The sequence below is a fragment of the Paraburkholderia sp. 22099 genome (assembly GCF_052045835.1).
GTDB lineage: Bacteria > Pseudomonadota > Gammaproteobacteria > Burkholderiales > Burkholderiaceae > Paraburkholderia > Paraburkholderia terricola.
Map to the genome: position 1 here is coordinate 163,919 of NZ_JBQEPU010000002.1, position 21,547 is coordinate 185,465.

The window sequence follows — 21,547 nt, forward strand, 5'->3', positions numbered from 1 at the left end:
CTAACGACAACCTGGCCAAACGGCCAGGCGCAGAGCCAAAGCTTGACCCCGATGCAGCTTAACGGACGACTTGCGCGAGCTCGCCCGACTTGTACTTCTCCGCGATTTTATCAAGCGAAACCGGCTTGATCTTGCCGGCCTGGCCTTCGCAGCCGAATTGCGTGTAGCGCTCGATACAGATCTTCATCGCGGCTTCGCGCGCCGGCTTCAGGTAATCGCGCGGATCGAACTTGCCCGGATTGGTCGCCATGTAGCGGCGGATCGCGCCGGTGATCGCGAGGCGCAAGTCGGTGTCGATGTTGACCTTGCGCACGCCGTTCTTGATGCCTTCCTGGATTTCCTCGACCGGCACGCCGTAGGTTTCCTTCATGTCGCCGCCGAATTCGCGGATTTCCGCGAGCAGTTCCTGCGGCACCGACGACGAACCGTGCATCACCAGATGGGTGTTCGGAATGCGCTGGTGAATTTCCTTGATGCGCTGGATCGACAGGATGTCGCCCGTGGGCTTCTTGCTGAACTTGTACGCGCCATGCGAGGTGCCGATCGCGATCGCGAGCGCGTCGCATTGTGTCAGCTTGACGAAGTCGGCGGCCTGTTCGGGATCGGTCAGCAGTTGCTCGCGGGTCATCGTGCCTTCCGCGCCGTGGCCGTCTTCCTTGTCGCCCTTCATGGTTTCCAGCGAGCCCAGCACGCCCAGCTCCGCTTCCACGGTGATGCCGATCGAATGCGCCGCTTCCACCACCTTGCGCGACACCTCGACGTTGTATTCGTAGGAAGCGACCGTCTTGCCGTCGGCTTCGAGCGAACCGTCCATCATCACGCTGGTGAAACCGCTGCGGATCGCCGCCATGCAGACCGCCGGCGACTGCCCGTGGTCCTGGTGCATCACGACGGGGATGTGCGGATAGGACTCGACCGCTGCTTCGATCAGGTGGCGCAGGAACGCCTCGCCCGCGTACTTACGCGCACCGGCGGAAGCCTGCATGATGACCGGTGCGTTGACCTTGTCGGCCGCCGCCATGATCGCCTGCACCTGCTCCAGGTTGTTCACGTTGAATGCCGGAAGGCCGTAGCCGTTTTCAGCGGCATGGTCCAGCAGTTGACGCATTGATACGAGAGGCATGCTGTAACTCCTTAGATTGAAACGAATTCTTATGCCGTCGGCATCTTCTGGGCGATTCGATCGCGAAGCAAGCTGCGCACCCTTTCGCTCAGTCGGCGCAGTTCGCGCAGCCTGGAAAGCGCGCGGCGCATCTACCTTCGCCCAAGCGCGCTGTTCGAGTCTGTGCGCCGCCTCTCGCGGGGCATGACAGCCTGCTTCGCTCGATCAAGCCTGTGCCGATCGAGCAGTCTGCTACTCGTCGCAGCGAATCAATACGGTTCGCCGACCCGCACGATCTTCAGCGTATTCGTGCCGCCGGCCTGGCCCATCGGCTCGCCGACGGTCAGCACCACCATGTCGCCGCGCGACGCGTAGCCCTTGCTCACCACGGTTTCCAGCGCCTGTTGCAACGCGGTGTCGCGGTCGGTGTTGGTGTCCAGATGCAGCGAGGTCACGTTGCGGTACAGCGCCATCGCGCGTTCGCTGCCGACGCGCGGCGTGAGCGCGAAAATCGGCACGTGCGTCCAGTGACGCGACATCCACAGCGCGGTCGAACCGGATTCGGTCAACGCCACGATCGCCTTCGCGCCCAGGTGATACGCGGTGAACAGCGCGCCCATCGCGATGGACTGGTCGATGCGCGTGAACGTTCGATTGAGGAAGTCCTTGTCCAGCTCCGACTGTTCCGACTTTTCGGCTTCGATACAGATCGCCGCCATCGTCTCGATGGTTTGCACCGGGTACTTGCCCGCCGCCGATTCCGCCGACAGCATCACCGCGTCCGTGCCGTCGAGCACGGCGTTGGCCACGTCCGATACTTCGGCGCGGGTCGGCACCGGCGCGTTGACCATCGACTCCATCATCTGCGTAGCGGTGATCACGAACTTGTTCGATTCGCGCGCCATCCGGATCATGCGCTTTTGCAGCGCGGGAACCGCGGCATTGCCCACTTCCACGGCCAGATCGCCGCGCGCGACCATGATGCCGTCCGACGCGTCGAGGATGCCTTGCAGCGCCGGAATCGCTTCCGCGCGCTCGATCTTGGCGATCATCTTCGGCTTGATGCCGTACGGCGCGCCGGCGATGTTCGCCAATTGGCGGGCCATTTCCATGTCCGTGGCGTTCTTCGGGAACGATACCGCGACAAAATCCACGCCGAGCGACATCGCCGTGCGGATGTCCTCCATGTCTTTCGCGGTCAGCGCGGGCGCCGTCAGACCGCCGCCCTGGCGGTTGATGCCCTTGTTGTTCGACAGATCGCCGCCGATCTTGACGGTGGTGTGAATCTCGTTGCCGAGCACGCGGACCACGTTCAGCACGATCAGGCCGTCGTTGAGCAACAGCACGTCGCCCGGCTTCAGGTCGCGCGGCAGATCCTTGTAGTCGAGACCGGCGCGTTCCTGGTTGCCGAGTTCACAGTCGGCGTCGAGAATGAACGGCTCGCCGGCGACCAGCGCGACCTTGCCGTTTTCGAATTTGCCCACGCGGATCTTCGGGCCTTGCAGGTCCGCCATGATGGCGACTTCGCGGCCGGCCTGACGGGCCGCCTCGCGCACGAATTCGGCGCGCTGGCGGTGGTCGTCGGCGGTGCCGTGCGAGAAATTGAGCCGCACCACGTCGGCCCCTGCCTGAATCATTTGCAGGAGGATTTCCGGCGTGCTGGAAGCCGGTCCGATGGTGGCGACAATCTTGGTGGCGCGATGCATGAGTCTCCTCGTCTGGGTGAGATCGCTGGAAAGAGCGCTGCGAGTCGGATGCGGAGGCTGCGCACCGAAGGATGCTGCCAGGGGCTGCGCGCCGGTTGAAACCAGCGTCGCTTTATTGGATGAAGCGGTGTTCGATACGGGCACGCGGGGCGCCGGCGGGGGAGCGAGCACGGCCGTTTCGCCGAGAGTCCGCGCCGCTATCGGGGCGGCGGCGGAGCGCGCCGGGCGCTCCCCTGCCGATGCTGCCGCGGTGTTGCGCGGCGACTTGCCGCCGCGCGCCTTGGCGGACTTGACCGTGGGGGAGCGCGTCGCCACGTCAGGCCCGCGATTCGAGGATTTCGACCGCCGGCAGCTTCTTGCCCTCGAGGAATTCGAGGAAGGCGCCGCCGCCCGTCGAAATGTAGCTGACCTTGTCGTGAATGCCGTACTTGGCGATCGCCGCGAGCGTGTCGCCGCCGCCTGCGATCGAGAACGCCGGCGATTTGGCGATCGCCTCGGCCAGCGTCTTCGTGCCGTTGCCGAACTGGTCGAATTCGAACACGCCGACCGGGCCGTTCCACACGATCGTGCCGGCTTTTTCCAGTTGAGCGGCCAGCGCCTTGGCGGTTTCCGGTCCGATGTCGAGGATCAGGTCGTCGTCCTGTACGTCGGCGACGGCCTTGACTTCGGCCTTGGCGGTGGGCGCGAACTCCTTGGCCGTGACCACGTCGGTCGGGATCGGCACCGAGGCGCCGCGGGCTTTCGCGGCCTCGATGATGGCCTTGGCCTCGTTCACCAGATCGGCTTCGGCGAGCGACTTGCCGATCTTCAGACCCGCGGCCAGCATGAACGTATTGGCGATGCCGCCGCCGACGATCAACTGGTCGACCTTGTCGGCGAGCGACTTCAGAATGGTCAGCTTGGTGGACACCTTCGAGCCGGCGACGATCGCCACCAGCGGGCGCTTCGGCGCGCCCAGCGCCTTGCCGAGCGCTTCGAGCTCGGCGGCCAGTAGCGGCCCCGCGCACGCGACGGGCGCGTACTTCGCGATGCCGTGCGTGGTGGCCTCGGCGCGGTGCGCGGTGCCGAATGCGTCGTTCACGTAGATGTCGCAGAGCTTCGCCATTTTCTGCGCGAGTTCGTCGGAATCCTTCTTTTCGCCCTTGTTGACGCGGCAGTTTTCCAGCAGCACGACCGAGCCCGGCGCCACGTTCACGCCGTTCTCAACCCAGTTGGAGACCAGCGGCACGTCCCGGCCGAGCAGATCGGCGAGGCGTTTGGCGACCGGCGCAAGCGAATCTTCCGGCTTGAAGTCGCCTTCGGTCGGACGGCCCAGGTGCGACGTGACCATCACGGCCGCGCCGGCGTCGAGCGCGGCCTTGATCGCCGGCACGGAGGCGCGGATGCGGGTGTCTTCGGTGATGTTGCCTTGATCGTCCTGCGGCACGTTCAAATCGGCGCGGATGAACACGCGCTTGCCGGATAGCTTGCCTTCGGCGATCAGATCGGAGAGACGCAATACCTTGTTCATGGGCGTTTGTGTGCGAGTTGATGAGAAGGCGGTGGCGGACGACGCGCGGCGGGCGAGGCGCGACAAGCTTCAGCGCTTCGGCACGGCGGCGGCTCCACTGAATCGGGTGCCGGCGGCGGGGCCGCGGCTCGCGCGATGCAGCGGCGCGGTTATCCCGGAAACGGCCATTTTAACTGATCCTTACGGCCTTCTGACCCGCGGCGGGGCGTATGCCCCGTATTTGCCAGCCGCCCGGCCCGTGTCGCGACGCAGCATTTACCGCCCGATCCACGCCCCCAAACTCACACGACGAGGCGCAGGACGGTGAACACGAGCATCCCCACGACGATCGTGCCGAGCATGGTGCGCCGCCACAAAAACCACCCGAGACCGGCTAGCGTCGCATAAAACTCGTGGTTGGACGGCGCGAACGAAAGACCTTCGGGTGTCGCCAGCACGTCGGGGAGCACGACGGCGGCCAACGCGGCCGCCGGCGCATAACGCAGCATCCGCTGCACGCGCTCCGGCAACACCGTGCGCTCACCACCGATTAGAAACATCGCGCGTGTCACGGCGGTGACCAGCGTCATGCCGAAAATGGCCAGCCAGATTTGCGTGGATGTCATCGGGAATCTCCGGCGCTGTTGCTACGGATGCGGCGCAGATCGGCGCGCTCGACCATCAGATCGGCGGCGCTGCCGGCCACGATCGCGGCGATCACCGCGAGCGGCAGCCCGAGCCGGTACGGCAGATCGAAGGCGAGCAGCGACACCACGCCCGCGACGCTGACCGCGACCAGCGTGGAGCGCGTCGCGATCGCCGCCACCATGATGGGCAGCAGCGCCAGCGTGCCGGCGAGGCCGAGGCCCCAGTTGTCGGGAATCATGCTCGCCAGCAAGATGCCGGCGACCGACGACACTTGCCACGACAGCCAGCTGCACAGCGCCATGCCCCAGAAGTACGCCTCCTTGCCCGGCACGTAGCCGGTCGGAAAGCTCTTCTTCTGGAACAGCAGATAGATCACATCGCCGTTGAAGTAGCCGAGCACGATGCGCCGCCACATCGACAGATAGGAGAAGTGCGGCGCGAGGCCGACGCTGAAGATCACAAAACGCGTATTGACCATCGCGGCCGTGAGCAGCACGGTCCAGATCGGCAGCTTGGCGGCGAGCAGCGGCAGCACCGCCAGTTGCGACGAACCCGCGTAGCACAGCAGCGACATGGCGAGCGCCTGCGGCACCGTGAGCACCGACTTGCTCATCGCGATACCGGTGACGAGGCCCCACGAGAAAATCGCCATGAGCGTGGGCGAATACGCGCGCGCGCCCTCGATAAAGGCGCGACGATCGGTATCGGACAGACGAGCGAGCATGAGGCGAAACGCGGACGCGAGGCGGCGCCGCAACGAAGGGGAAGTCGGCGCCAGGTCGTCAAGCACCCGCTGGCGCATCCGGATGTGAATTATGCGTGCGCCGAATTATAGCGCCCGAAGTGCGGCCAAATGCCCGTTTGGTGTGCAAAAGACGCTAAAATAACGCTCCTCGCATGACCCCACGAGAAAACGCCGGGCAGCCCCAGGTTTTCTTGTCCCCCGCGGCCTCGCGCAAGGCGCCGGGTTCGAGGGCACTCACAAACGCACAACCGCACCTGCTGGAGAATCGTATGTCAATGGCCGACCGCGACGGCAAGATCTGGATGGATGGCAAGCTCATCGAGTGGCGCGATGCCAAGATCCACGTGCTCACCCACACGCTGCACTACGGCATGGGCGTTTTCGAGGGCGTGCGCGCCTATAAGACGGCCGACGGCGGCACCGCGATTTTCCGTCTGCAGGAACACACCAAGCGGCTACTCAACTCGGCCAAGATCTTCCAGATGGACGTGCCCTTCGACCACGAAACGCTCGCCGCGGCGCAGCGCGAAGTGGTCCGCGAAAACAAGCTGGAGTCCTGCTATCTGCGCCCCATCATCTGGGTCGGCTCGGAAAAGCTCGGGGTGTCGGCCAAGGGCAACACGATCCACGTGGCGATCGCCGCGTGGCCGTGGGGCGCTTACCTCGGTGAAGACGGCATCGCCAAGGGCATCCGCGTCAAGACCTCGTCGTTCACGCGCCATCACGTGAACGTGTCGATGGTGCGCGCGAAGGCGTCGGGCTGGTACGTGAACTCGATCCTCGCCAACCAGGAAGCGATCGCCGACGGCTACGACGAAGCGCTGCTGCTCGACGTCGACGGCTACGTGTCGGAAGGCTCGGGCGAGAACTTCTTCCTCGTCAACAACGGCAAGCTGTACACGCCCGATCTGTCGTCGTGCCTCGACGGCATCACGCGCGACACGGTCATCACGCTGGCGCGCGACCTGGGCATTCCGGTGATCGAAAAGCGCATCACGCGCGACGAGGTCTACACCTGCGACGAAGCGTTCTTCACCGGCACGGCCGCCGAAGTCACGCCGATCCGCGAGCTCGACAACCGCACGATCGGCGCTGGCGCACGCGGCCCGATCACCGAGAAGCTGCAGTCGGGCTTCTTCGACATCGTGAACGGCAGGAGCGAGAAGTACGCGCACTGGCTCACCAAGATTTAACGCGCGTTGCCCTGGCTTCGGCTGTTTAACGGCGCAACGCCCGCACCCTGCATACAACGAGAAAGTCTCATGAGCGAAATCAAGGAAATGCCGCTGGTCGAACTGTCGGCGAAAGATTTGCCGGCGTACTGCCCGAACCCGGCCATGCCGCGCTGGAGCGCGCATCCGCGCGTTTTCATCGACGTCACGCACGGCGAGGCGCGCTGCCCGTATTGCAGCACGCGTTACAAGCTGCGCGACGGCGAAGTGGTCAAAGGTCATTAAGACCGAACGCTACCCACTGAGCAGCGGGCGCTGGCGGCGCGGCGCGCCTGGCTGGTCCCTCGCGGGATGGCAGCCGGGCTTTCCGCTTGCTGAGTTGCTGTCTGCTGATTTGCTGTCGGCTGAGTTGCTGTCGGCTGATTCACCGCCCGATCTACCGCCTGATCCATTGCGGATTCCACTGCCCGGTTCGCCGTTCGGCGAGCCGCGCGTGGCCTTTCAGCGGGCAGCGGCGAACGTTAGGCGGCAGCCAAGGCAGAGGCAAACGCAGCTACGAGCGCCACACCGGGCGCGCGGGACGCAAGCCGCCGCCACTGCGCATCCGGCTTTGCGGAACGAGCGCCAGGCAGCTCGCGGCAATTTCCCTTTTACCTATCCGAACGCCGCGCGCATGGCTCGCGCGGCGCTTCGACTGAACACCGGACACTCACTCTGATGCGTCGCGCGTTGGTTATCGCACCGAACTGGATCGGTGACGCATTGATGGCGCAGCCGCTGTTTGCGCGCCTCGCGAAATTGCACCCGCGCATGCTCATCGACGCGGTCGCGCCCTCCTGGGTCGCGCCCGTGCTCGAACGCATGCCGGAAATCCGCGACGTCTACGCCACCGACCTCGCGCACGGCAAGCTGCAAATGCTGCGCCGCTGGCAACTGGCGAGCGACTTGCGCGACGTCGGCTACGACGCCGCCTACGTGCTGCCGAACTCGCTCAAGTCGGCGCTGATTCCGTGGATGGCGGGCATCCGCTTGCGCATCGGCTATACCGGCGAAAGCCGCTACGGCCTGTTGAACGTGCGCCACGCCAATCCGCGCAAGGACGAGCGCCCGCCGATGGTCGACCAATACGCCGCCCTCGCCTACGCGCCCGGCGCGAAGGTCCCCGGCGATCTGCCGATGCCGCGGCTCGACGCCGATCCGAACGAAGCGGCGCGCGTCTCCGCGCGCTTCAATCTCGATACCCGCGTGCCGCTGCTGGTGTTCTGCCCCGGCGCCGAGTACGGTCCCGCCAAGCGCTGGCCGCCCGAGCATTTCGCGGCGCTCGCGCAAATGGTCGGCCAGTCGTTCCCGTACACGCAGATCGTCGCGCTCGGTTCGCCGAAAGATGCGCCGTTGGCCCAGGCGATCGCCGAAAAAGCGCCGAACGTGCGCAACCTGTGCGGCCAGACCGCGCTGGGCGAAGCGTGCGCGTTGATCTCGCGGGCCGGCGCGGTCGTCACCAACGATTCCGGTTTGATGCACGTGGCGGCCGCTCTGCGCCGGCCGCTGGTGGCGGTGTACGGTTCCACCGATCCGCGCCACACGCCGCCCTTGTCGGAGCTTGCGAAGGTACAATGGCTTCATCTCGAATGCAGCCCCTGTTTTCAGCGCGAGTGTCCGCTCGGCCATCTGAACTGCCTGAAGCAGTTGAGCGCCGAGCAGGTCTTCGGCGATTTGCGCGGCATGCTGCTCGCGCAACGCTGAGCCCACTGACACTCGCACGCAACACCGCACGCCCTGAGCGCGTCGCGTCACGTTCGCGCCTTGCGGCGCGGGCATTCTGGCGCTCGGGTGCGATCGTCCGGTGCGCCGGACTGTCCCGCTGACCGCTGCCCCGCAACCGCGCGCCGCGCACAAGAGACTGACGAGCCATGCCACGTTTTGCCCATATCTTCGAAGCCGCCGCCGATACGCTGAATGCCTACTATCAGGCCGTCGCCGAGGTCAATATCGACAGCTTGATGGGCCTGTGGATCGATGAGGAGTTCGTCAGTTGCATCTGCGCCGACGGCTCGCATCTGCACGGTCTCGACAGCATTCGCGCCGGCTTGCAGATCCAGCTCGAAGCCGCGCCCGTTTCCATCGAACCGCTCGATATCCGCGTCTACGACAGCCTCGGCACGGTCGTCTACGCGATCGCCGAAGCGCATCGCCCGGCCGATCCTACCGCCACGCCCGCCATGGTGTTCACCACTTACGTGATGGTCCACGAGCGCGGCGAATGGCGCATCGCGCACATTCACGCAAGCCCGATGCCGAACGAGGCCGCCAGCCAGTTCGCCACGAAAATGCGGCATGGCCAGGGCTCGCTGCACTGACGCGCGCCTTGTTCCGTTTCATCTCCTGTTCGACGCCGGAATGAGCACGCCCCGCACGAAGTCCCCCGCCCCGAAGGCAGCCCCCTTGGGGAGTTGGGCGGCGACGCACGATCAATCCGCCGCTTCCGTCGCGGCCCGCGCCGCGGTCGCTGTCGACGCTGCTGTCGAACTGCTCTATCGCGCACCGCTCTGGCTGCCGAACCGCCATGCGCAGACCATCGTTCCGTCGCTGTTCGCGCGCCGCCCGGCGGTGACGTTCCGCCGCGAGCGCTGGGACACGCCCGACGGCGACTTCATCGACCTCGATTGGGTCGTGCACGATCCTGCCGGCAACGCCGCTTCCGCCCCTCGGGCGCCTGCCGCCGACGCCCCGCTCTTCGTGCTGTTTCACGGCCTGGAAGGCAGTTCGGCGTCGCACTACGCGGCCACGCTGATGTCGGCCGCGCGCGAATACGGCTGGCATGGCGTCGTGCCGCACTTTCGCAGTTGCAGCGGGGCGTTGAATCTGTTGCCGCGCTTCTACCATCTCGCCGACAGCAACGAAGTCGATTGGATTCTGCGGCGCTTGCGGGCCGCGCATCGCGGGCCGATCGTCGTGGCGGGCGTGTCGCTCGGCGGCAATGTGTTGCTGCGCTGGCTCGGCGAGCAACGCGACGATGCGGCGCCGGTTGTCTCGGCCGCGGCGGCCATTTCCACGCCGATCGACGTGCACGCCGGCGGACGCGCGCTGTCGCAGGGCTTCGGCATGGTCTACACGCGCAGTTTTCTGAAGACGTTGAAGCAGAAGGCCGAACAGAAGCTGCTCCAGTTTCCGGGCCTGTTCGACCGTGACGCGATGCTCGCGAGCCGCACGATGTACGAGTTCGACAACGTCGTGACTGCGCCGCTGCACGGCTTTCGCGATACCGACCACTACTGGAGCAGCGCGACCACGCGGCCGCTGCTGCCGCACATTCAGGTGCCGACGCTGGTGCTGAACGCGCGCAACGATCCGTTCCTGCCGGCTGCGGCGTTGCCGTCGCGGCACGACGTGTCGGCTGCAGTCGAACTCGATCAACCGAGGCACGGCGGCCACGCCGGCTTCATGACGGGGCCGTTCCCTGGCCGCATCGACTGGCTGTCGCGGCGCGTGTTCGGCTACCTGGAGCGGCACGTCGATCATGGATGACATCGTCAGGCAGGCCCTCGCCAAGTGGCCCAATGTGCCGGGTTGCACAGGGTGGCTGATGCTGGACCGGCGCGGCAACTGGCGCATGCGGGACGAGGCGGCGCAGGCGAGCGGCTTGCCCGGTGAGCCGATCCGGCATGAGGCGCTGCTCGGATTCATCAATCGGAACTACGACGCCGACGAACACGGACAGTGGTTCTTTCAGAACGGCCCGCAGCGGGTTTACGTCGAGCTGGGTTATACGCCGTGGGTGGTGAGGTTGTCGCTCGATGCCGCCGGCGCGCTTTCGCTGACGGATCAGGCCGGCGGCGCGTTCGAACCCTCGGCGGTATTCGTCGACGATGAAGGCGGGATCGTGTTCGTCGATGGCTCCGCGCCGCCGAAGGTCGCGGTTTTGCATGATCACGATCTGGAAATTTTCGCCGATCACGCCACGCTGACAGACGATTCGACGGGCGGCGAGTTGCGCTGGAACAATGGGCTGGTCTTGCCCTTGCAACCGGTGCGGCGAGCGGAAGTCGCCGCGCGGTTCGGCTTTGTTGCCAGTCCGGCGGCGCGAATCTAGGGTCTCGGCTCCGGCTGTTTGCTCCGCGCGAGCTGTATCGCGGCTCCGCCGTTGAGCGGTAACGATGCCAACACGCCGCTAGCTCTTCTCATCGAGCCGCTCCTCCTTATAGCGGCTCTCCATCTCATGCAGCCTCGCATCGACGGTTGCGAGGTCGTAGTAGCCAATCGCCTTCAAATCGCGCGCGTCCTTCAGTTGACGGATGGCCGATGGCCACGCCCCCTCGAGCGCGAACTTTTCCGCCATTGCGCGATGCTGTGTCAACGCATCGCCGCTGCCGGCGCTGGCCTGCGCGAGATACATCCACCAGGCCGGCTGGTCCGGTTGAGCACGCGTCTCCTGGCGGGCCAGGGCCTGCGCATCGGTAAAACGCCGCAACGTCAGCAGTGTGCGGATATGCATGTCGATCGCGGCATTCGACTGCGGCCAGCGCTTTTGCGCGAACTCGGCGAGACGAGCGGCTTCGTCGTTGCGACCGGCGCGCCGCGCGATATCGGCGGCCAGCACGTCGAGGCTCGGCGAACTGCGCGCGGGCTCCCCTGCTCCTCGCTCGCTCACGGCAAACGCCGCGCGCGAGGCAGCCAGCGACGCCGCCGCGTCGTCGTAACGGTCCAGCAGCATCTGTCCATACGCGATGCCGTACCAGTTCGCGGCGACATTCACCGCTGTCCGGTCCTCGATCTCCGAGCGCAAGCGCGAAATTTCGTCCGCGTATTCGCCGCGCGAGCGATCCTGCAGCAAGCGCGCCCGCGCTCGCACGAAACCATATTCGGACGCTTGATGCGGCTGCCGGTACGGCGCGCGGCGCGCGCGGTCTTCCATGTCGGCGATCCGTTCGCCGGTCAGCGGGTGCGTGCGCGCATAGGCCGGGATGCCCGTGTCGCTCATTGACGCGCGATCGAGGCGGCCGAAGAAGCTCGTCATCGCATACGGGTCGTAACCGGCGCCGGCGAGCAGCAGGAAGCCGACGCGGTCCGCCTCGTGCTCGGCGGAACGCGAGAAACGCAACTGGTTGTCGATGGCATACGCCTGGCCGCCTATCGCGATCGCGCTGCCCAGGTCGCCGCTGTGCGCGAGCACGCCCGCCAGGACGCCGAACAGCATGCCGGCGAGCGCGGCGTAGGTGCTGCGCTCGCCGGCCGTGAGCATCCGCGAAATGTGCCGCTGCAAGACGTGGCCCATCTCGTGGCCGACGACGGACGCAAGCTCGGACTCGGTTTGCGTCGCCACGATCAAGCCGGTGTTGACGCCGATAAAACCGCCCGGCAACGAGAACGCGTTGATCTGCGCATCACGCACCGCGAACAGATCGAAGTCCGGACGATAGCCGCCGATGTAGAGCGTGCTCGCCGCCGCGGCGAGTTTCGCGGCGACCGAGTTGAGGTAGTCGCGCACCAGCCAGTCATCGAGATAGTCGGGATCGCGGCGCACTTCGCGCATCACGCGTTCGCCGAGTTTGCGCTCGGCCTGCGGCGTCAGCGAGTCTGAACCGCCGCTGCCGAGGTCGGGCAATTGCTGCGCGACGATCGGCGCGCGCCAGCCGGTGTTTGAACCGCCGCCCCGAAGGAAGTCCCGTTGGGAAAAGCGGCTCCGCGCGCCGCCATATACGCCGAACACGCCTTGCGCGATGCCGGGCGGCACGATCGGGTCCGCATAAGAATCGGCCGGGCCGCTCACCAACGGCGATTCCGCGGACTCCGTGGTGCCGGGCGTGACATGGGACGCGGCATGCGATTGCGCGAACGCACCCGGCGGCGCGGCGAGCGCAACGGACAACAACGCGGCAAGAAAGCGTTTGAGACGCATCGCGAGATCGGTATGACGAAGTCGAAAAGCGACGCCCGCCGCTCGGACTAAGATAGCGGGCATGGGGTCATTGTAGTCAGTCGCCGCAGTGCTTCGGACAGTTTGGCTGATCCGGGCCGCAGACACCTCGCGACGAATCCCCGCCCCCGCGCGCTGCTATGATAGGCGCCCTCTGAAGGAGCCCAACCATGCCTGAACTCACTCATTTCGACGCTGCCGGCCAGGCGCATATGGTGGACGTCGGCGGCAAGCAGGAGACCAAGCGCATCGCCATCGCGCGCGGCTCGATCCGCATGTTGCCGGAGACGTTCGCGCTGATCCGCGACGGCAACGCGAAAAAAGGCGACGTCATCGGCATCGCGCGCATCGCCGCGATTCAAGGCTCGAAGCGCACCGCCGATCTCATCCCGCTCTGTCATCCGCTTGCGCTGACGCGCGTCAAGGTGGACTTCGAACTCGACCACACGCTACCCGGCGTGCATTGCACGGTTCAGGTGGAAACACTCGGACGAACGGGTGTGGAGATGGAAGCGCTGACCGCCGTTCAGGTTGGGCTGCTGACGGTGTACGACATGTGCAAGGCGGTCGATCGCGGCATGACGATCACCGATGTGAAGGTGCTGGAAAAGCACGGCGGGAAATCGGGGGATTGGGTGGCGAGGGGGTGATCTATTGTTTTGACCTTTCCCCTAGACGCACTTGGCGTTGTTCGGCAACGAGGAATGTGGCTTGCAACTTAATTCAGTTTCAGACAGGTGCACCGTGTTAGCTGGAAAGCTGAAAATTTACTCGCGGCCCGGTAGCATGCAACGCGAACTTGGGAACAATTAGACACAGTCATGCCCATACCAGATTACCAAACCCTGATGCTATCCGTCCTGCGTGCAGTCGCCGATGGTCAAGAATATCGATTCCGAAACGTAGTTGAGACCCTCGCCGACGCGTATCAACTTACCGACGAAGAGCGCAACACACTTCTTCCTAGCGGTACTGCTCCGTTGTTCGATAATCGGGTAGGTTGGGCGCGAACGTATTTGAAGCAAGCGGGTGTAGTGGAATCAAGAAAGCGCGGTTATTTCAATATCACCGAACGCGGTAAATCTTTACTTGCGCAAAATCCCGACCGAATCGACAACAGCACCCTCGATCAGTACCCGGAATTCATCGCGTTCCGGCAGAAGAAGACCAGTGAAGTACAGGCCACGATAGTGCCCGCGTCACAACTCGATGTGCCGACCGCAGAAGTCGCTGAGTCAACTCCCGAAGAATCGTTTGCACAGGCGTACGAGCGACTGCGGATTAACCTCGAAACTGAGTTGCTGGACCAAGTCAGATCTTCGACGCCTAGCTTTTTCGAAAGGTTGGTGATTGATCTACTGGTGGCGATGGGATACGGCGGTTCCCGCCAAGACGCAGGAAGCGTTATCGGGCGTAGCGGGGACGGCGGCATTGACGGCACGATCAAGGAAGACAAACTCGGTTTAGATGTGATCTACGTTCAAGCAAAGCGATGGGAAGACACGGTAGGTCGTCCAGAAATACAGAAATTCGCGGGAGCCTTACAGGGACAACGAGCAAACAAAGGTGTCTTCATCACTACCTCCACATTCACCCGCGACGCGAAAGACTATGCAGGCGTAATCGCGTCTAAAATTATCCTCGTGGATGGCGATCAACTCGTCAAGTTGATGGTGGATCATAACGTCGGTGTTTCAACTATCAGTACCTTCCACATAAAGAAGATCGACTCTGACTATTTCGAAGGGGATGCCGTTTGACCGTAATAGGTGTCGCGTCAGCGCGACTCTCGATTTTCAATGTCGTTGGCATCATCGGCCACGTGAGGTTTGCAATTGCAGCAGTACTGCGCGGCTTGGTCCGCATCGTCAGGTTCGATGGGCAGGCGCAACAACGCAAACTAGCAGTCGCGTGCCGGCGCGTGAACCGCAGCCAAATACTGTACAAATTAACCAACGAAATCGTTCAATATCTACGCAAGCGTAAACAGCAAGCCGCTGATTTTAACGACCATTAGCTGGCTCCGAACGGCTCATGGGCCTGCAAGGCGGTCGATCGCGGGATGACGATCACCGATGTGAAGGTGATGGAAAAGCATGGTGGGAAATCGGGGGATTGGGTGGCGGGGGGGTGACGACGCCCCGCTCACCTCTGCGGCGTATGAACGACAGCGCGGCTCAATCCTCCTCGCTCTCGTCGTCCTGATTGACGTCGTGCGGCGGCATGCCGTAGCGCTTCATCAATTCCGCCTTGAAGCCGGTCAGCGTCTTCTGCTCGTCGCACAGTTCGTACAGATAGCTCAATTGCGACGGCCAGTCCTTCAATTCCTCGGCGAAGATTTTCAGGCGTTCAACGGTGTCGAATGCCGCCGCCGTATCGCCGCTCAGCGCCTGCAATACCGCATAGCGGCGCAGCACCGTTTCGCCCGGCAAGAGCGCCATCGCCTGCCTGTGCATGGCGAGCTTGTGCTGCAAGTCCATCGAATTCATCGGCAACAGTGTCGCGAGACCGTAATCGCCCCACGCCCGAAAGAGGAACGACGGGTCCGCGCGATACTGCTCGGCGGGACGCGCGCCGTAATACAGCACCTCGGCGCGCGCGTAGTCGCGATACACCGGATAGAGCGCCGCGAGGCCGCCGAATACCACCACCACAAACGCGCCGAACGACAGACGCCCGGGCACGAGCCGCAACGGCCGCGTCTCCAGCAAGCCGAACACGAACATCGCCGGCAGCAGAAAGAACATGTACTGCTGCGGATATTCGACTAGCGCATGCATCACCAGCACGCCGATCAGCGCGATGCCGAACACGCGCGCGGCAGTTTGCGGCGCTCGCACCACACGCACGAGCCACGTGACGAGGCCGAACAGCACGATCGCGAGGCCGATCAAGCCGGTCTTGGCGAGCAGGTCGATGAAAATGTCATGCGAGTTGTTGGCGATCTCGACGCCGCCCAGCGTCTTCGCGAACTCGTACTGATAGCTCGGGAATTCGCCCCAGCCCACGCCTAGCAGCGGATGCGTCTTGAACATCGTCCAGCCGTACTTCCACAACGCGAGGCGCGGCGCGATCTGGCCGGCGTCCTTGAAGCGGTCGGCCGCGGATTGCCCGAGCTCCAGGTGATAGCGCACATTGGCCCAGCGGATCAAAGCATTGATCGCAAAGAACAGCACCGCCAGCACGATCGGGATGATCCATTCGCGGTTGCCGCGGCGTAACTGGGCGGGATCGCGCGTCTGTGCGAACGCCATCCAGAAACCCGCCACCACGAGCACGCCCATCTGCAGCCACGGACCACGCGAGACGGTCAACGCGAGTCCAACCGCGAAAATCGTCGACACCAGCAGCCAGATGCCGACGGCGATGCGCCGCGTCTGCACGAGATACAGCGCCCCCGCCATCGCAAACGCGATGTAGGTGGCGAGGTGGTTCGCCTGCGCCATATTGCCGAACGGCCGGCGCTCGGTGGTCACGTTATAGGCGACGACGAACGGCGACACGCGCACCTCGAGATGAAACAACTGGATCAGCTGACAGAACACCGCGAACAGACCGCCCACGATCAATGCCCCGGCCGCCCAGCGCAGCGCCGTCTCATTGAGCTTCGCGCGCGTGAAACCGTAGCCCGCATGCGTCGCCATGAATGCGGCGAGCAGGAAGCCGCCGCCGAGCCAGTTCATCGACGGCTGCGCGACCGGCAGCAACACCGATTGCGCCACCAGCAGCAGCCCGAACAGCAACGGTACGAGCGCGACGACGGGCGATGCGAACGAAATGCGCGGTGTCGCGCTGACGAACAGGAGCACGACACCCGCGCCGGTCAGCAGATACAGCGCGAGCGCGGTGAATTCAGCGTAGAACGTCGGAATCGGATACGTGTGGTTGACAACTGCATACGGCAGCACCAACGCGAGAGCCAGCAGAACGAGAGAGAGGTAGCGCGCGAATGGGGTGGGCATCGAGTAACCGGTGGGCGTCAGCAACCGGCGCACTATACAAAAAAATCCTCCCGCTGTGCGCCGGCCGAGCTGAAATATGCCAAAAATCAGCGTTTTACGTCGATGTGCTCACTCATCCATCCGATTCGCGCCGCCGGTCACGAGCGGCATTCCGGCGGGGCGAGATTCGACGGCAAGGTGGGCGCTTCAGCGGGTGCGGGACCGGCGCCCGGAGCCGGCAGCGACGACGCGGCTTTACCGCCGGTGAAGCACTCCCACGTGAGCGAGCCCGCCTGCATGGCGCCCTTGCTCAACGCGACGCGCGCGGTCGGCGCATCCGCGTTGTCCGGAACAGATGGTACGAGCGCGAGCGTGTTCGAGCCGGCCGGCGCAACGCGCGTCGTGAAGGCGACGGTGATCTGGCCGGTATCTTCGTCGACGCGAACGGACTCCACGTTGCGCGTGGCCGGCGGCGACGCATAACCGCCGCCGAACGCATTGCCGCTCGCAGCGTTTTCGGCCACCGCGAGCCGCGCCGATGCGGCGAGCGACAGCCCCTCGCCCACACGGCTGCGAGCCAGATAGTCCTGGTACGCGGGAATCGCATAGGCGGCAATCACACCGACAATCGCCAGCACGATCATCAGTTCGATCAGCGTGAAACCGAAGCCGACGCGGCGGAATGCGCGCGTGAGCCGCGCGGACCAACGCGCTCGCACGAACGTGGAACGCGAGCGCGGCACGGCGTGGGAATAAGGGGAATACGGCAAGGTAACGATCATCTGCAAGCTCCTGAAACGAAAAAAACGCCTGCCCCGCGAATCGGGAACAGGCGTTTCAATCGTAGCCAGCAGCGCTTGTTTCACCCAGTCGGCCGAATGGCTAACGTTGGGCCGGCGCGGCGGCGCGGGCCGCGCTCACCACAAGACGCCGCGCGTTTCACTCCGCTCGAGATCGAACCTCAAGCCGCCGCGCGATGAGCATTGCGGCGCTTGAACAGATAACCGACGATCACGACGAACAAAGCGCCCGCGATGCACATGCCGTACTCGGCTGCGGGCGTATCGAGGATCGGCCAACGGTCGCCCGCCGGGTCGTTGATGATGAGGCCGCCCGCGATCCAGCCGAGCAACGCGGCGCCGAGCGTGATGACGATCGGAAAGCGGTCGAGCAGCTTGAGCACCACCTGGCTGCCCCACACGATCAGCGGAATGCTCACCACGAGGCCGAAAATCACCAGCGCGAGACGGTGCTCCGGATCGGCCGCCTCAGCCGCGCCCGCAATCGCGATCACGTTGTCGAGGCTCATCACCGCGTCCGCGACGATGATCGTCTTGATCGCCGACATCAGCTTGTCGGCCGGCTTGACGTTCTCGTGGGGGTCATGCGCGGGCGCCATCAGGCGCACGCCGATCCACAGCAACAGGAGGCCGCCGGTAAACTTCAGCAACGGCACGTCGAGCAGCGCCACCGCGAACGCGATCAGCGCCACGCGCAACAGAATGGCGCCGACCGTGCCCCACAACACGCCCTTCGTGCGCTGTGCCGGCGGCAAGTTGCGGCAAGCCAGCGCGATCACGACGGCATTGTCGCCGCCGAGCAGAATGTCGATGACGATGATCTGTATGACTGCGCCCCAATGGAGCGTGGCGAAAAACTCGAGCATGAGTAAAAGAATAAGAAGAAATCGGACACGGAGCCAATAAAAAAGCGGAGGAGTCTAAAAACTCCCCCGCTTCTTAGAACCGCACGCTGACGAAAGGACTCCGTAAGCGTATCAAAAACACGCCGGCATTGCAGGCGAATTTCGACTTACAGCATCGCCTTCAGAAGACGCGCCATTTCCGACGGGTTCTTCGTGACCTTGATGCCGCAAGCGTCCATGATTTCCAGCTTCGCTTCGGCCGTATCGGCACCGCCCGAGATGAGCGCGCCGGCGTGGCCCATGCGCTTGCCCGGAGGCGCCGTGACACCGGCGATGAAGCCGACCACCGGCTTCTTCATGTTGTCCTTGATCCAGTACGCCGCGTTCGCTTCGTCCGGACCGCCGATCTCGCCGATCATGATCACGGCGTCCGTATCCGGATCGTCGTTGAACATCTTCATCACGTCGATGTGCTTCAGACCGTTGATCGGGTCGCCGCCGATACCGACCGCCGACGACTGGCCGAGGCCGATCGCCGTCAGTTGGCCGACTGCTTCATACGTGAGCGTGCCCGAACGCGACACGACGCCGATACGGCCCTTGCGGTGGATGTGACCCGGCATGATGCCGATCTTCAGTTCGTCCGGCGTGATCGTGCCGGGGCAGTTCGGTCCGAGCAGCAGCGTCTTGCGATTTTCGCGACGCATGCGGTCCTTGATCTCGATCATGTCGCGCACGGGAATGCCTTCCGTGATGCAGATCGCCAGATCCAGATCGGCCTCGACGGCTTCCCAGATCGCAGCCGCGGCGCCTGCCGGCGGCACGTAAATCACCGACACGGTCGCGCCCGTTTCAGCCTTGGCTTCAGCGACGCTCGCGTAGATGGGAATGCCTTCGAAATCTTCGCCGGCCTTCTTCGGGTTCACGCCCGCAACGAACGCTTCGCGGCCGTTTGCGTATTCACGGCAAGCACGCGTATGGAACTGACCGGTCTTGCCGGTGATGCCCTGCGTGATGACCTTGGTGTCTTTGTTAATCAGAATCGACATGTATTGACCTCTGTTCGTTTGGCGCCGCGCGGTGGCGCCACGAGGCGGGATGTTCTCCGCCCGCGTCGCTTACGCGCCGCCATTCGTAATCCTGGTTAATCCTGGCAAAAAACCGTGGACTAAGGCTTACGCCTTGCCCGAAGCGGCCGCGACGACCTTCTGAGCCGCTTCTTCCATGCTGTCCGCCGCGATGATCGGCAGACCGGATTCAGCGAGCATCTTCTTGCCGAGGTCTTCGTTCGTGCCCTTCATGCGGACGACGAGCGGCACCTTCAGCGACACGGCCTTCGACGCCGCGATCACGCCTTCCGCGATCACGTCGCAACGCATGATGCCGCCGAAAATGTTGACCAGAATCGCCGTCAGGTTCGGGTTTTTCAGCATGATCTTGAACGCTTCCGTGACCTTCTCGGTCGTGGCGCCACCGCCCACGTCGAGGAAGTTCGCCGGTTCGCCGCCGAACAGCTTGATGGTGTCCATCGTTGCCATGGCGAGGCCCGCGCCGTTCACGAGGCAGCCGATGTTGCCGTCGAGCGAGATGTACGCGAGGTCGAACTTCGACGCTTCGACTTCAGCCGGATCTTCTTCGTCCAGATCGCGATACGCGACGATTTCCGGATGACGGAACAGTGCGTTCGAATCGAAGTTGAATTTCGCGTCCAGCGCGATGACCTTGCCGTCGCCGGTCAGGATCAGCGGGTTGATTTCGGCGAGCGATGCGTCGGTTTCCCAGAATGCCTTGTACAGACCTTGCAGGATCGCGCGCGCTTGCGGGATCGATGCGTCGGGCACGCCGATTTTCTTCGCGAGGTCGTCGGCTTCGGCGTCTTTCAGGCCGGTCGACGGGTCGACCGCAACCTTGTGGATCAGCTCGGGCGTCTTTTCCGCGACTTCCTCGACGTCCATGCCGCCTTCGCTCGATGCCATCACGACGATCTTCTGCGAAACGCGATCGATCACGAGGCCGACATACAGTTCCTTCTTGATGTCAGCGCCTTCTTCGATCAGCAGGCGATTCACCTTCTGGCCTTCCGCGCCGGTCTGGTGCGTGACGAGCTGCATGCCGAGGATCTGGTTCGAGTACTCGCGAACCTGTTCCAGCGTCTTGGCAACCTTCACGCCGCCGCCCTTGCCACGGCCGCCCGCATGGATCTGAGCCTTCACGACCCACACCGGGCCGCCGAGCTCTTCCGCGGCCTTGACCGCATCATCCACCGAGAAGACCGGCTTGCCGCGCGGTACCGCGACGCCGAATTTCCGCAGGATTTCCTTACCCTGGTACTCGTGAATCTTCATGCGTGATTCCCTTCAGTCTGAGAGTTGGATTGAACTTCGTTTCCGTCGCCGCCGTTCATGCCGGACGCGTTGCCGCCCTCGCCCTCGTGGCGGGCCGCTCCATCTGACGATGCGCCGCGATCCGCTGTATACGGAGCGCGGACATACCAGCGCGGATAAAACTGCTGCACCGCCTCGCCGTCGAAACGCAGCGCGTGGCAGCGTCCCAACTGGAATGGCGGTTTGTCGTTGGAATGCTCGCCCGCGCCGCTGGACGATGCGCGTTCTGAACTGGCGCTAGCGCCCGGCGCACCCTCGTTGATGTTCCACACGTCGCCGGCGAACGCCTGGATCGCGACGGTCGGCAGGAGCGCGCACAACTCGGTGAGATGCGTGCAGCCGGCCGTGCCGGCCAGCAAACGGGCGGCATCACGACGGAAGTTGCGGAACAGATTGAGCCCGATGAGGGCACGGTAGGCGGGATTGCTGGCTTGGCACAGACCGGGATAGGGCACCCAGTCGGACGACGCCTCGGCGTCGACGACATTGAGCTTGCGATCGATGGTGATGCGAAGCCAGAGTTCATGAATCGGCTGACCATGAGGCCGGACGCCCGACGCAAGCACCACGTCGCGCGGTTTTTCGTCGGTCAAGCACGCTTCCACATCCCACAGGCCATCGGCTCGCTCGTAGGCTTCCGCTCTGATTGCGCGACGGTGGCGCAACTGACGGGACACTGGCGGGGAGAGCGGCATGCGGAAAGGAAAGGCCGGATTGGAAAACCGGTGAATTTTAGCATACTGGGTATTTGAGACAGGTCGGAATGCGCGGCGACGCCCAGCGGGCCGGGGCGAGCGAGCA

20 protein-coding genes and 1 pseudogene are annotated in these 21,547 nt (G+C 64.1%); 9 read left to right on the plus strand and 12 right to left on the minus strand.

The window, feature by feature from the left end; translation table 11 throughout:
• Positions 1-58 precede the first annotated feature (58 nt).
• The 5 genes from fba to ACTJLC_RS03005 form a co-directional block, all read right to left on the minus strand.
• Entirely contained in the window at positions 59-1,123 is a 1,065-nt protein-coding gene (gene fba / locus ACTJLC_RS02985) for a class II fructose-bisphosphate aldolase (RefSeq protein WP_073429031.1), read from the minus strand.
• Positions 1,124-1,371: 248 nt separating this feature from the next.
• Positions 1,372-2,808, minus strand: a complete 1,437-nt coding sequence (gene pyk / locus ACTJLC_RS02990; RefSeq protein ID WP_073429032.1) for a pyruvate kinase — start codon at positions 2,806-2,808, stop codon at positions 1,372-1,374.
• A gap of 316 nt (positions 2,809-3,124) precedes the next feature.
• Positions 3,125-4,318 (minus strand): phosphoglycerate kinase, encoded by a 1,194-nt coding sequence (locus ACTJLC_RS02995; protein ID WP_154873479.1) that lies wholly within the window; start codon positions 4,316-4,318, stop codon positions 3,125-3,127.
• 281 nt (positions 4,319-4,599) lie between these two features.
• On the minus strand, positions 4,600-4,923 hold the full coding sequence (locus tag ACTJLC_RS03000) for an AzlD domain-containing protein (RefSeq protein WP_073429034.1): 324 nt from the start codon (positions 4,921-4,923) through the stop codon (positions 4,600-4,602).
• Entirely contained in the window at positions 4,920-5,669 is a 750-nt protein-coding gene (locus ACTJLC_RS03005; RefSeq protein ID WP_083084193.1) for an AzlC family ABC transporter permease, read from the minus strand. Before ACTJLC_RS03005 ends, ACTJLC_RS03000 begins: the two co-directional genes overlap by 4 nt.
• A gap of 290 nt (positions 5,670-5,959) precedes the next feature.
• On the opposite strand from ACTJLC_RS03005, the gene ACTJLC_RS03010 reads away from it, so the two are divergent.
• The 6 genes from ACTJLC_RS03010 to ACTJLC_RS03035 all read left to right on the plus strand — a co-directional run bounded on the left by ACTJLC_RS03010 (position 5,960) and on the right by ACTJLC_RS03035 (position 10,952).
• Entirely contained in the window at positions 5,960-6,883 is a 924-nt protein-coding gene (locus tag ACTJLC_RS03010) for a branched-chain amino acid transaminase (RefSeq protein WP_083083235.1), read from the plus strand.
• A gap of 69 nt (positions 6,884-6,952) precedes the next feature.
• The gene (locus tag ACTJLC_RS03015) at positions 6,953-7,147 is read left to right on the plus strand and encodes a zinc-finger domain-containing protein (RefSeq protein ID WP_064268765.1); all 195 of its coding nucleotides are present in this window, start codon (positions 6,953-6,955) and stop codon (positions 7,145-7,147) included.
• A gap of 432 nt (positions 7,148-7,579) precedes the next feature.
• Positions 7,580-8,605 (plus strand): lipopolysaccharide heptosyltransferase II, encoded by a 1,026-nt coding sequence (gene waaF / locus ACTJLC_RS03020; protein WP_310129909.1) that lies wholly within the window; start codon positions 7,580-7,582, stop codon positions 8,603-8,605.
• 167 nt (positions 8,606-8,772) lie between these two features.
• Positions 8,773-9,219, plus strand: coding sequence for a nuclear transport factor 2 family protein (locus ACTJLC_RS03025; protein WP_073429037.1), 447 nt, complete (start codon positions 8,773-8,775; stop codon positions 9,217-9,219).
• Positions 9,220-9,259: 40 nt separating this feature from the next.
• Positions 9,260-10,387: a YheT family hydrolase gene (locus tag ACTJLC_RS03030; RefSeq protein ID WP_310129908.1), complete on the plus strand. Its 1,128-nt coding sequence runs from the start codon at positions 9,260-9,262 to the stop codon at positions 10,385-10,387.
• Positions 10,380-10,952 carry a DUF2946 family protein gene (locus tag ACTJLC_RS03035; protein ID WP_310129906.1) on the plus strand — a complete coding sequence of 191 codons (573 nt, stop codon included), beginning with the start codon at positions 10,380-10,382 and terminating at the stop codon, positions 10,950-10,952. The genes ACTJLC_RS03030 and ACTJLC_RS03035 overlap by 8 nt, the downstream gene beginning before the upstream one ends.
• A 78-nt stretch (positions 10,953-11,030) precedes the next feature.
• On the opposite strand, the gene ACTJLC_RS03040 is transcribed toward ACTJLC_RS03035, so the two are convergent.
• Positions 11,031-12,758 carry a M48 family metalloprotease gene (locus ACTJLC_RS03040; protein ID WP_310129904.1) on the minus strand — a complete coding sequence of 576 codons (1,728 nt, stop codon included), beginning with the start codon at positions 12,756-12,758 and terminating at the stop codon, positions 11,031-11,033.
• Between the two features lie 188 nt (positions 12,759-12,946).
• Between ACTJLC_RS03040 and moaC (ACTJLC_RS03045) the strand changes: the two genes are divergently transcribed.
• The 3 genes and pseudogenes from moaC (ACTJLC_RS03045) to moaC (ACTJLC_RS03055) form a co-directional block, all read left to right on the plus strand.
• Positions 12,947-13,426 (plus strand): cyclic pyranopterin monophosphate synthase MoaC, encoded by a 480-nt coding sequence (gene moaC, locus ACTJLC_RS03045; RefSeq protein ID WP_310129902.1) that lies wholly within the window; start codon positions 12,947-12,949, stop codon positions 13,424-13,426.
• A gap of 171 nt (positions 13,427-13,597) precedes the next feature.
• Positions 13,598-14,536: a restriction endonuclease gene (locus tag ACTJLC_RS03050; protein WP_310129900.1), complete on the plus strand. Its 939-nt coding sequence runs from the start codon at positions 13,598-13,600 to the stop codon at positions 14,534-14,536.
• A 281-nt stretch (positions 14,537-14,817) separates the two neighbouring features.
• Positions 14,818-14,910, plus strand: a pseudogene (gene moaC, locus ACTJLC_RS03055) (cyclic pyranopterin monophosphate synthase MoaC); the annotation flags it as partial.
• Positions 14,911-14,953: 43 nt separating this feature from the next.
• On the opposite strand, the gene ACTJLC_RS03060 reads toward moaC (ACTJLC_RS03055), so the two are convergent.
• From ACTJLC_RS03060 to ACTJLC_RS03085, 6 genes are all read right to left on the minus strand, one after another.
• On the minus strand, positions 14,954-16,738 hold the full coding sequence (locus ACTJLC_RS03060) for a PglL family O-oligosaccharyltransferase (RefSeq protein ID WP_440843247.1): 1,785 nt from the start codon (positions 16,736-16,738) through the stop codon (positions 14,954-14,956).
• Positions 16,739-16,875: 137 nt separating this feature from the next.
• Positions 16,876-17,499: a pilin gene (locus ACTJLC_RS03065; protein ID WP_310129895.1), complete on the minus strand. Its 624-nt coding sequence runs from the start codon at positions 17,497-17,499 to the stop codon at positions 16,876-16,878.
• A gap of 179 nt (positions 17,500-17,678) precedes the next feature.
• Positions 17,679-18,383, minus strand: coding sequence for a TerC family protein (locus tag ACTJLC_RS03070; RefSeq protein WP_073429043.1), 705 nt, complete (start codon positions 18,381-18,383; stop codon positions 17,679-17,681).
• 146 nt (positions 18,384-18,529) lie between these two features.
• Positions 18,530-19,411 carry a succinate--CoA ligase subunit alpha gene (gene sucD, locus ACTJLC_RS03075; RefSeq protein ID WP_073429044.1) on the minus strand — a complete coding sequence of 294 codons (882 nt, stop codon included), beginning with the start codon at positions 19,409-19,411 and terminating at the stop codon, positions 18,530-18,532.
• Positions 19,412-19,537: 126 nt separating this feature from the next.
• Positions 19,538-20,707, minus strand: coding sequence for an ADP-forming succinate--CoA ligase subunit beta (gene sucC, locus ACTJLC_RS03080; protein ID WP_073429045.1), 1,170 nt, complete (start codon positions 20,705-20,707; stop codon positions 19,538-19,540).
• Positions 20,704-21,441, minus strand: coding sequence for a DUF2889 domain-containing protein (locus tag ACTJLC_RS03085; protein WP_073429046.1), 738 nt, complete (start codon positions 21,439-21,441; stop codon positions 20,704-20,706). Before ACTJLC_RS03085 ends, sucC begins: the two co-directional genes overlap by 4 nt.
• Positions 21,442-21,547 lie beyond the last annotated feature (106 nt).

Coding starts and splice junctions, on each gene's coding strand:
- pyk (WP_073429032.1), bottom strand. CDS start 2,808: ATGCATCGCGCCACCAAGATTGTCGCCACCATCGGACCGGCTTCCAGC.
- ACTJLC_RS03010 (WP_083083235.1), top strand. CDS start 5,960: ATGTCAATGGCCGACCGCGACGGCAAGATCTGGATGGATGGCAAGCTC.
- moaC (WP_310129902.1), top strand. CDS start 12,947: ATGCCTGAACTCACTCATTTCGACGCTGCCGGCCAGGCGCATATGGTG.
- ACTJLC_RS03030 (WP_310129908.1), top strand. CDS start 9,260: ATGAGCACGCCCCGCACGAAGTCCCCCGCCCCGAAGGCAGCCCCCTTG.
- ACTJLC_RS03025 (WP_073429037.1), top strand. CDS start 8,773: ATGCCACGTTTTGCCCATATCTTCGAAGCCGCCGCCGATACGCTGAAT.
- sucC (WP_073429045.1), bottom strand. CDS start 20,707: ATGAAGATTCACGAGTACCAGGGTAAGGAAATCCTGCGGAAATTCGGC.
- waaF (WP_310129909.1), top strand. CDS start 7,580: ATGCGTCGCGCGTTGGTTATCGCACCGAACTGGATCGGTGACGCATTG.
- ACTJLC_RS03005 (WP_083084193.1), bottom strand. CDS start 5,669: ATGCTCGCTCGTCTGTCCGATACCGATCGTCGCGCCTTTATCGAGGGC.
- ACTJLC_RS03050 (WP_310129900.1), top strand. CDS start 13,598: ATGCCCATACCAGATTACCAAACCCTGATGCTATCCGTCCTGCGTGCA.
- ACTJLC_RS03000 (WP_073429034.1), bottom strand. CDS start 4,923: ATGACATCCACGCAAATCTGGCTGGCCATTTTCGGCATGACGCTGGTC.
- sucD (WP_073429044.1), bottom strand. CDS start 19,411: ATGTCGATTCTGATTAACAAAGACACCAAGGTCATCACGCAGGGCATC.
- ACTJLC_RS03085 (WP_073429046.1), bottom strand. CDS start 21,441: ATGCCGCTCTCCCCGCCAGTGTCCCGTCAGTTGCGCCACCGTCGCGCA.
- ACTJLC_RS03015 (WP_064268765.1), top strand. CDS start 6,953: ATGAGCGAAATCAAGGAAATGCCGCTGGTCGAACTGTCGGCGAAAGAT.
- ACTJLC_RS03040 (WP_310129904.1), bottom strand. CDS start 12,758: ATGCGTCTCAAACGCTTTCTTGCCGCGTTGTTGTCCGTTGCGCTCGCC.
- ACTJLC_RS03035 (WP_310129906.1), top strand. CDS start 10,380: ATGGATGACATCGTCAGGCAGGCCCTCGCCAAGTGGCCCAATGTGCCG.
- fba (WP_073429031.1), bottom strand. CDS start 1,123: ATGCCTCTCGTATCAATGCGTCAACTGCTGGACCATGCCGCTGAAAAC.
- ACTJLC_RS03070 (WP_073429043.1), bottom strand. CDS start 18,383: ATGCTCGAGTTTTTCGCCACGCTCCATTGGGGCGCAGTCATACAGATC.
- ACTJLC_RS02995 (WP_154873479.1), bottom strand. CDS start 4,318: ATGAACAAGGTATTGCGTCTCTCCGATCTGATCGCCGAAGGCAAGCTA.
- ACTJLC_RS03065 (WP_310129895.1), bottom strand. CDS start 17,499: ATGATCGTTACCTTGCCGTATTCCCCTTATTCCCACGCCGTGCCGCGC.
- ACTJLC_RS03060 (WP_440843247.1), bottom strand. CDS start 16,738: ATGCCCACCCCATTCGCGCGCTACCTCTCTCTCGTTCTGCTGGCTCTC.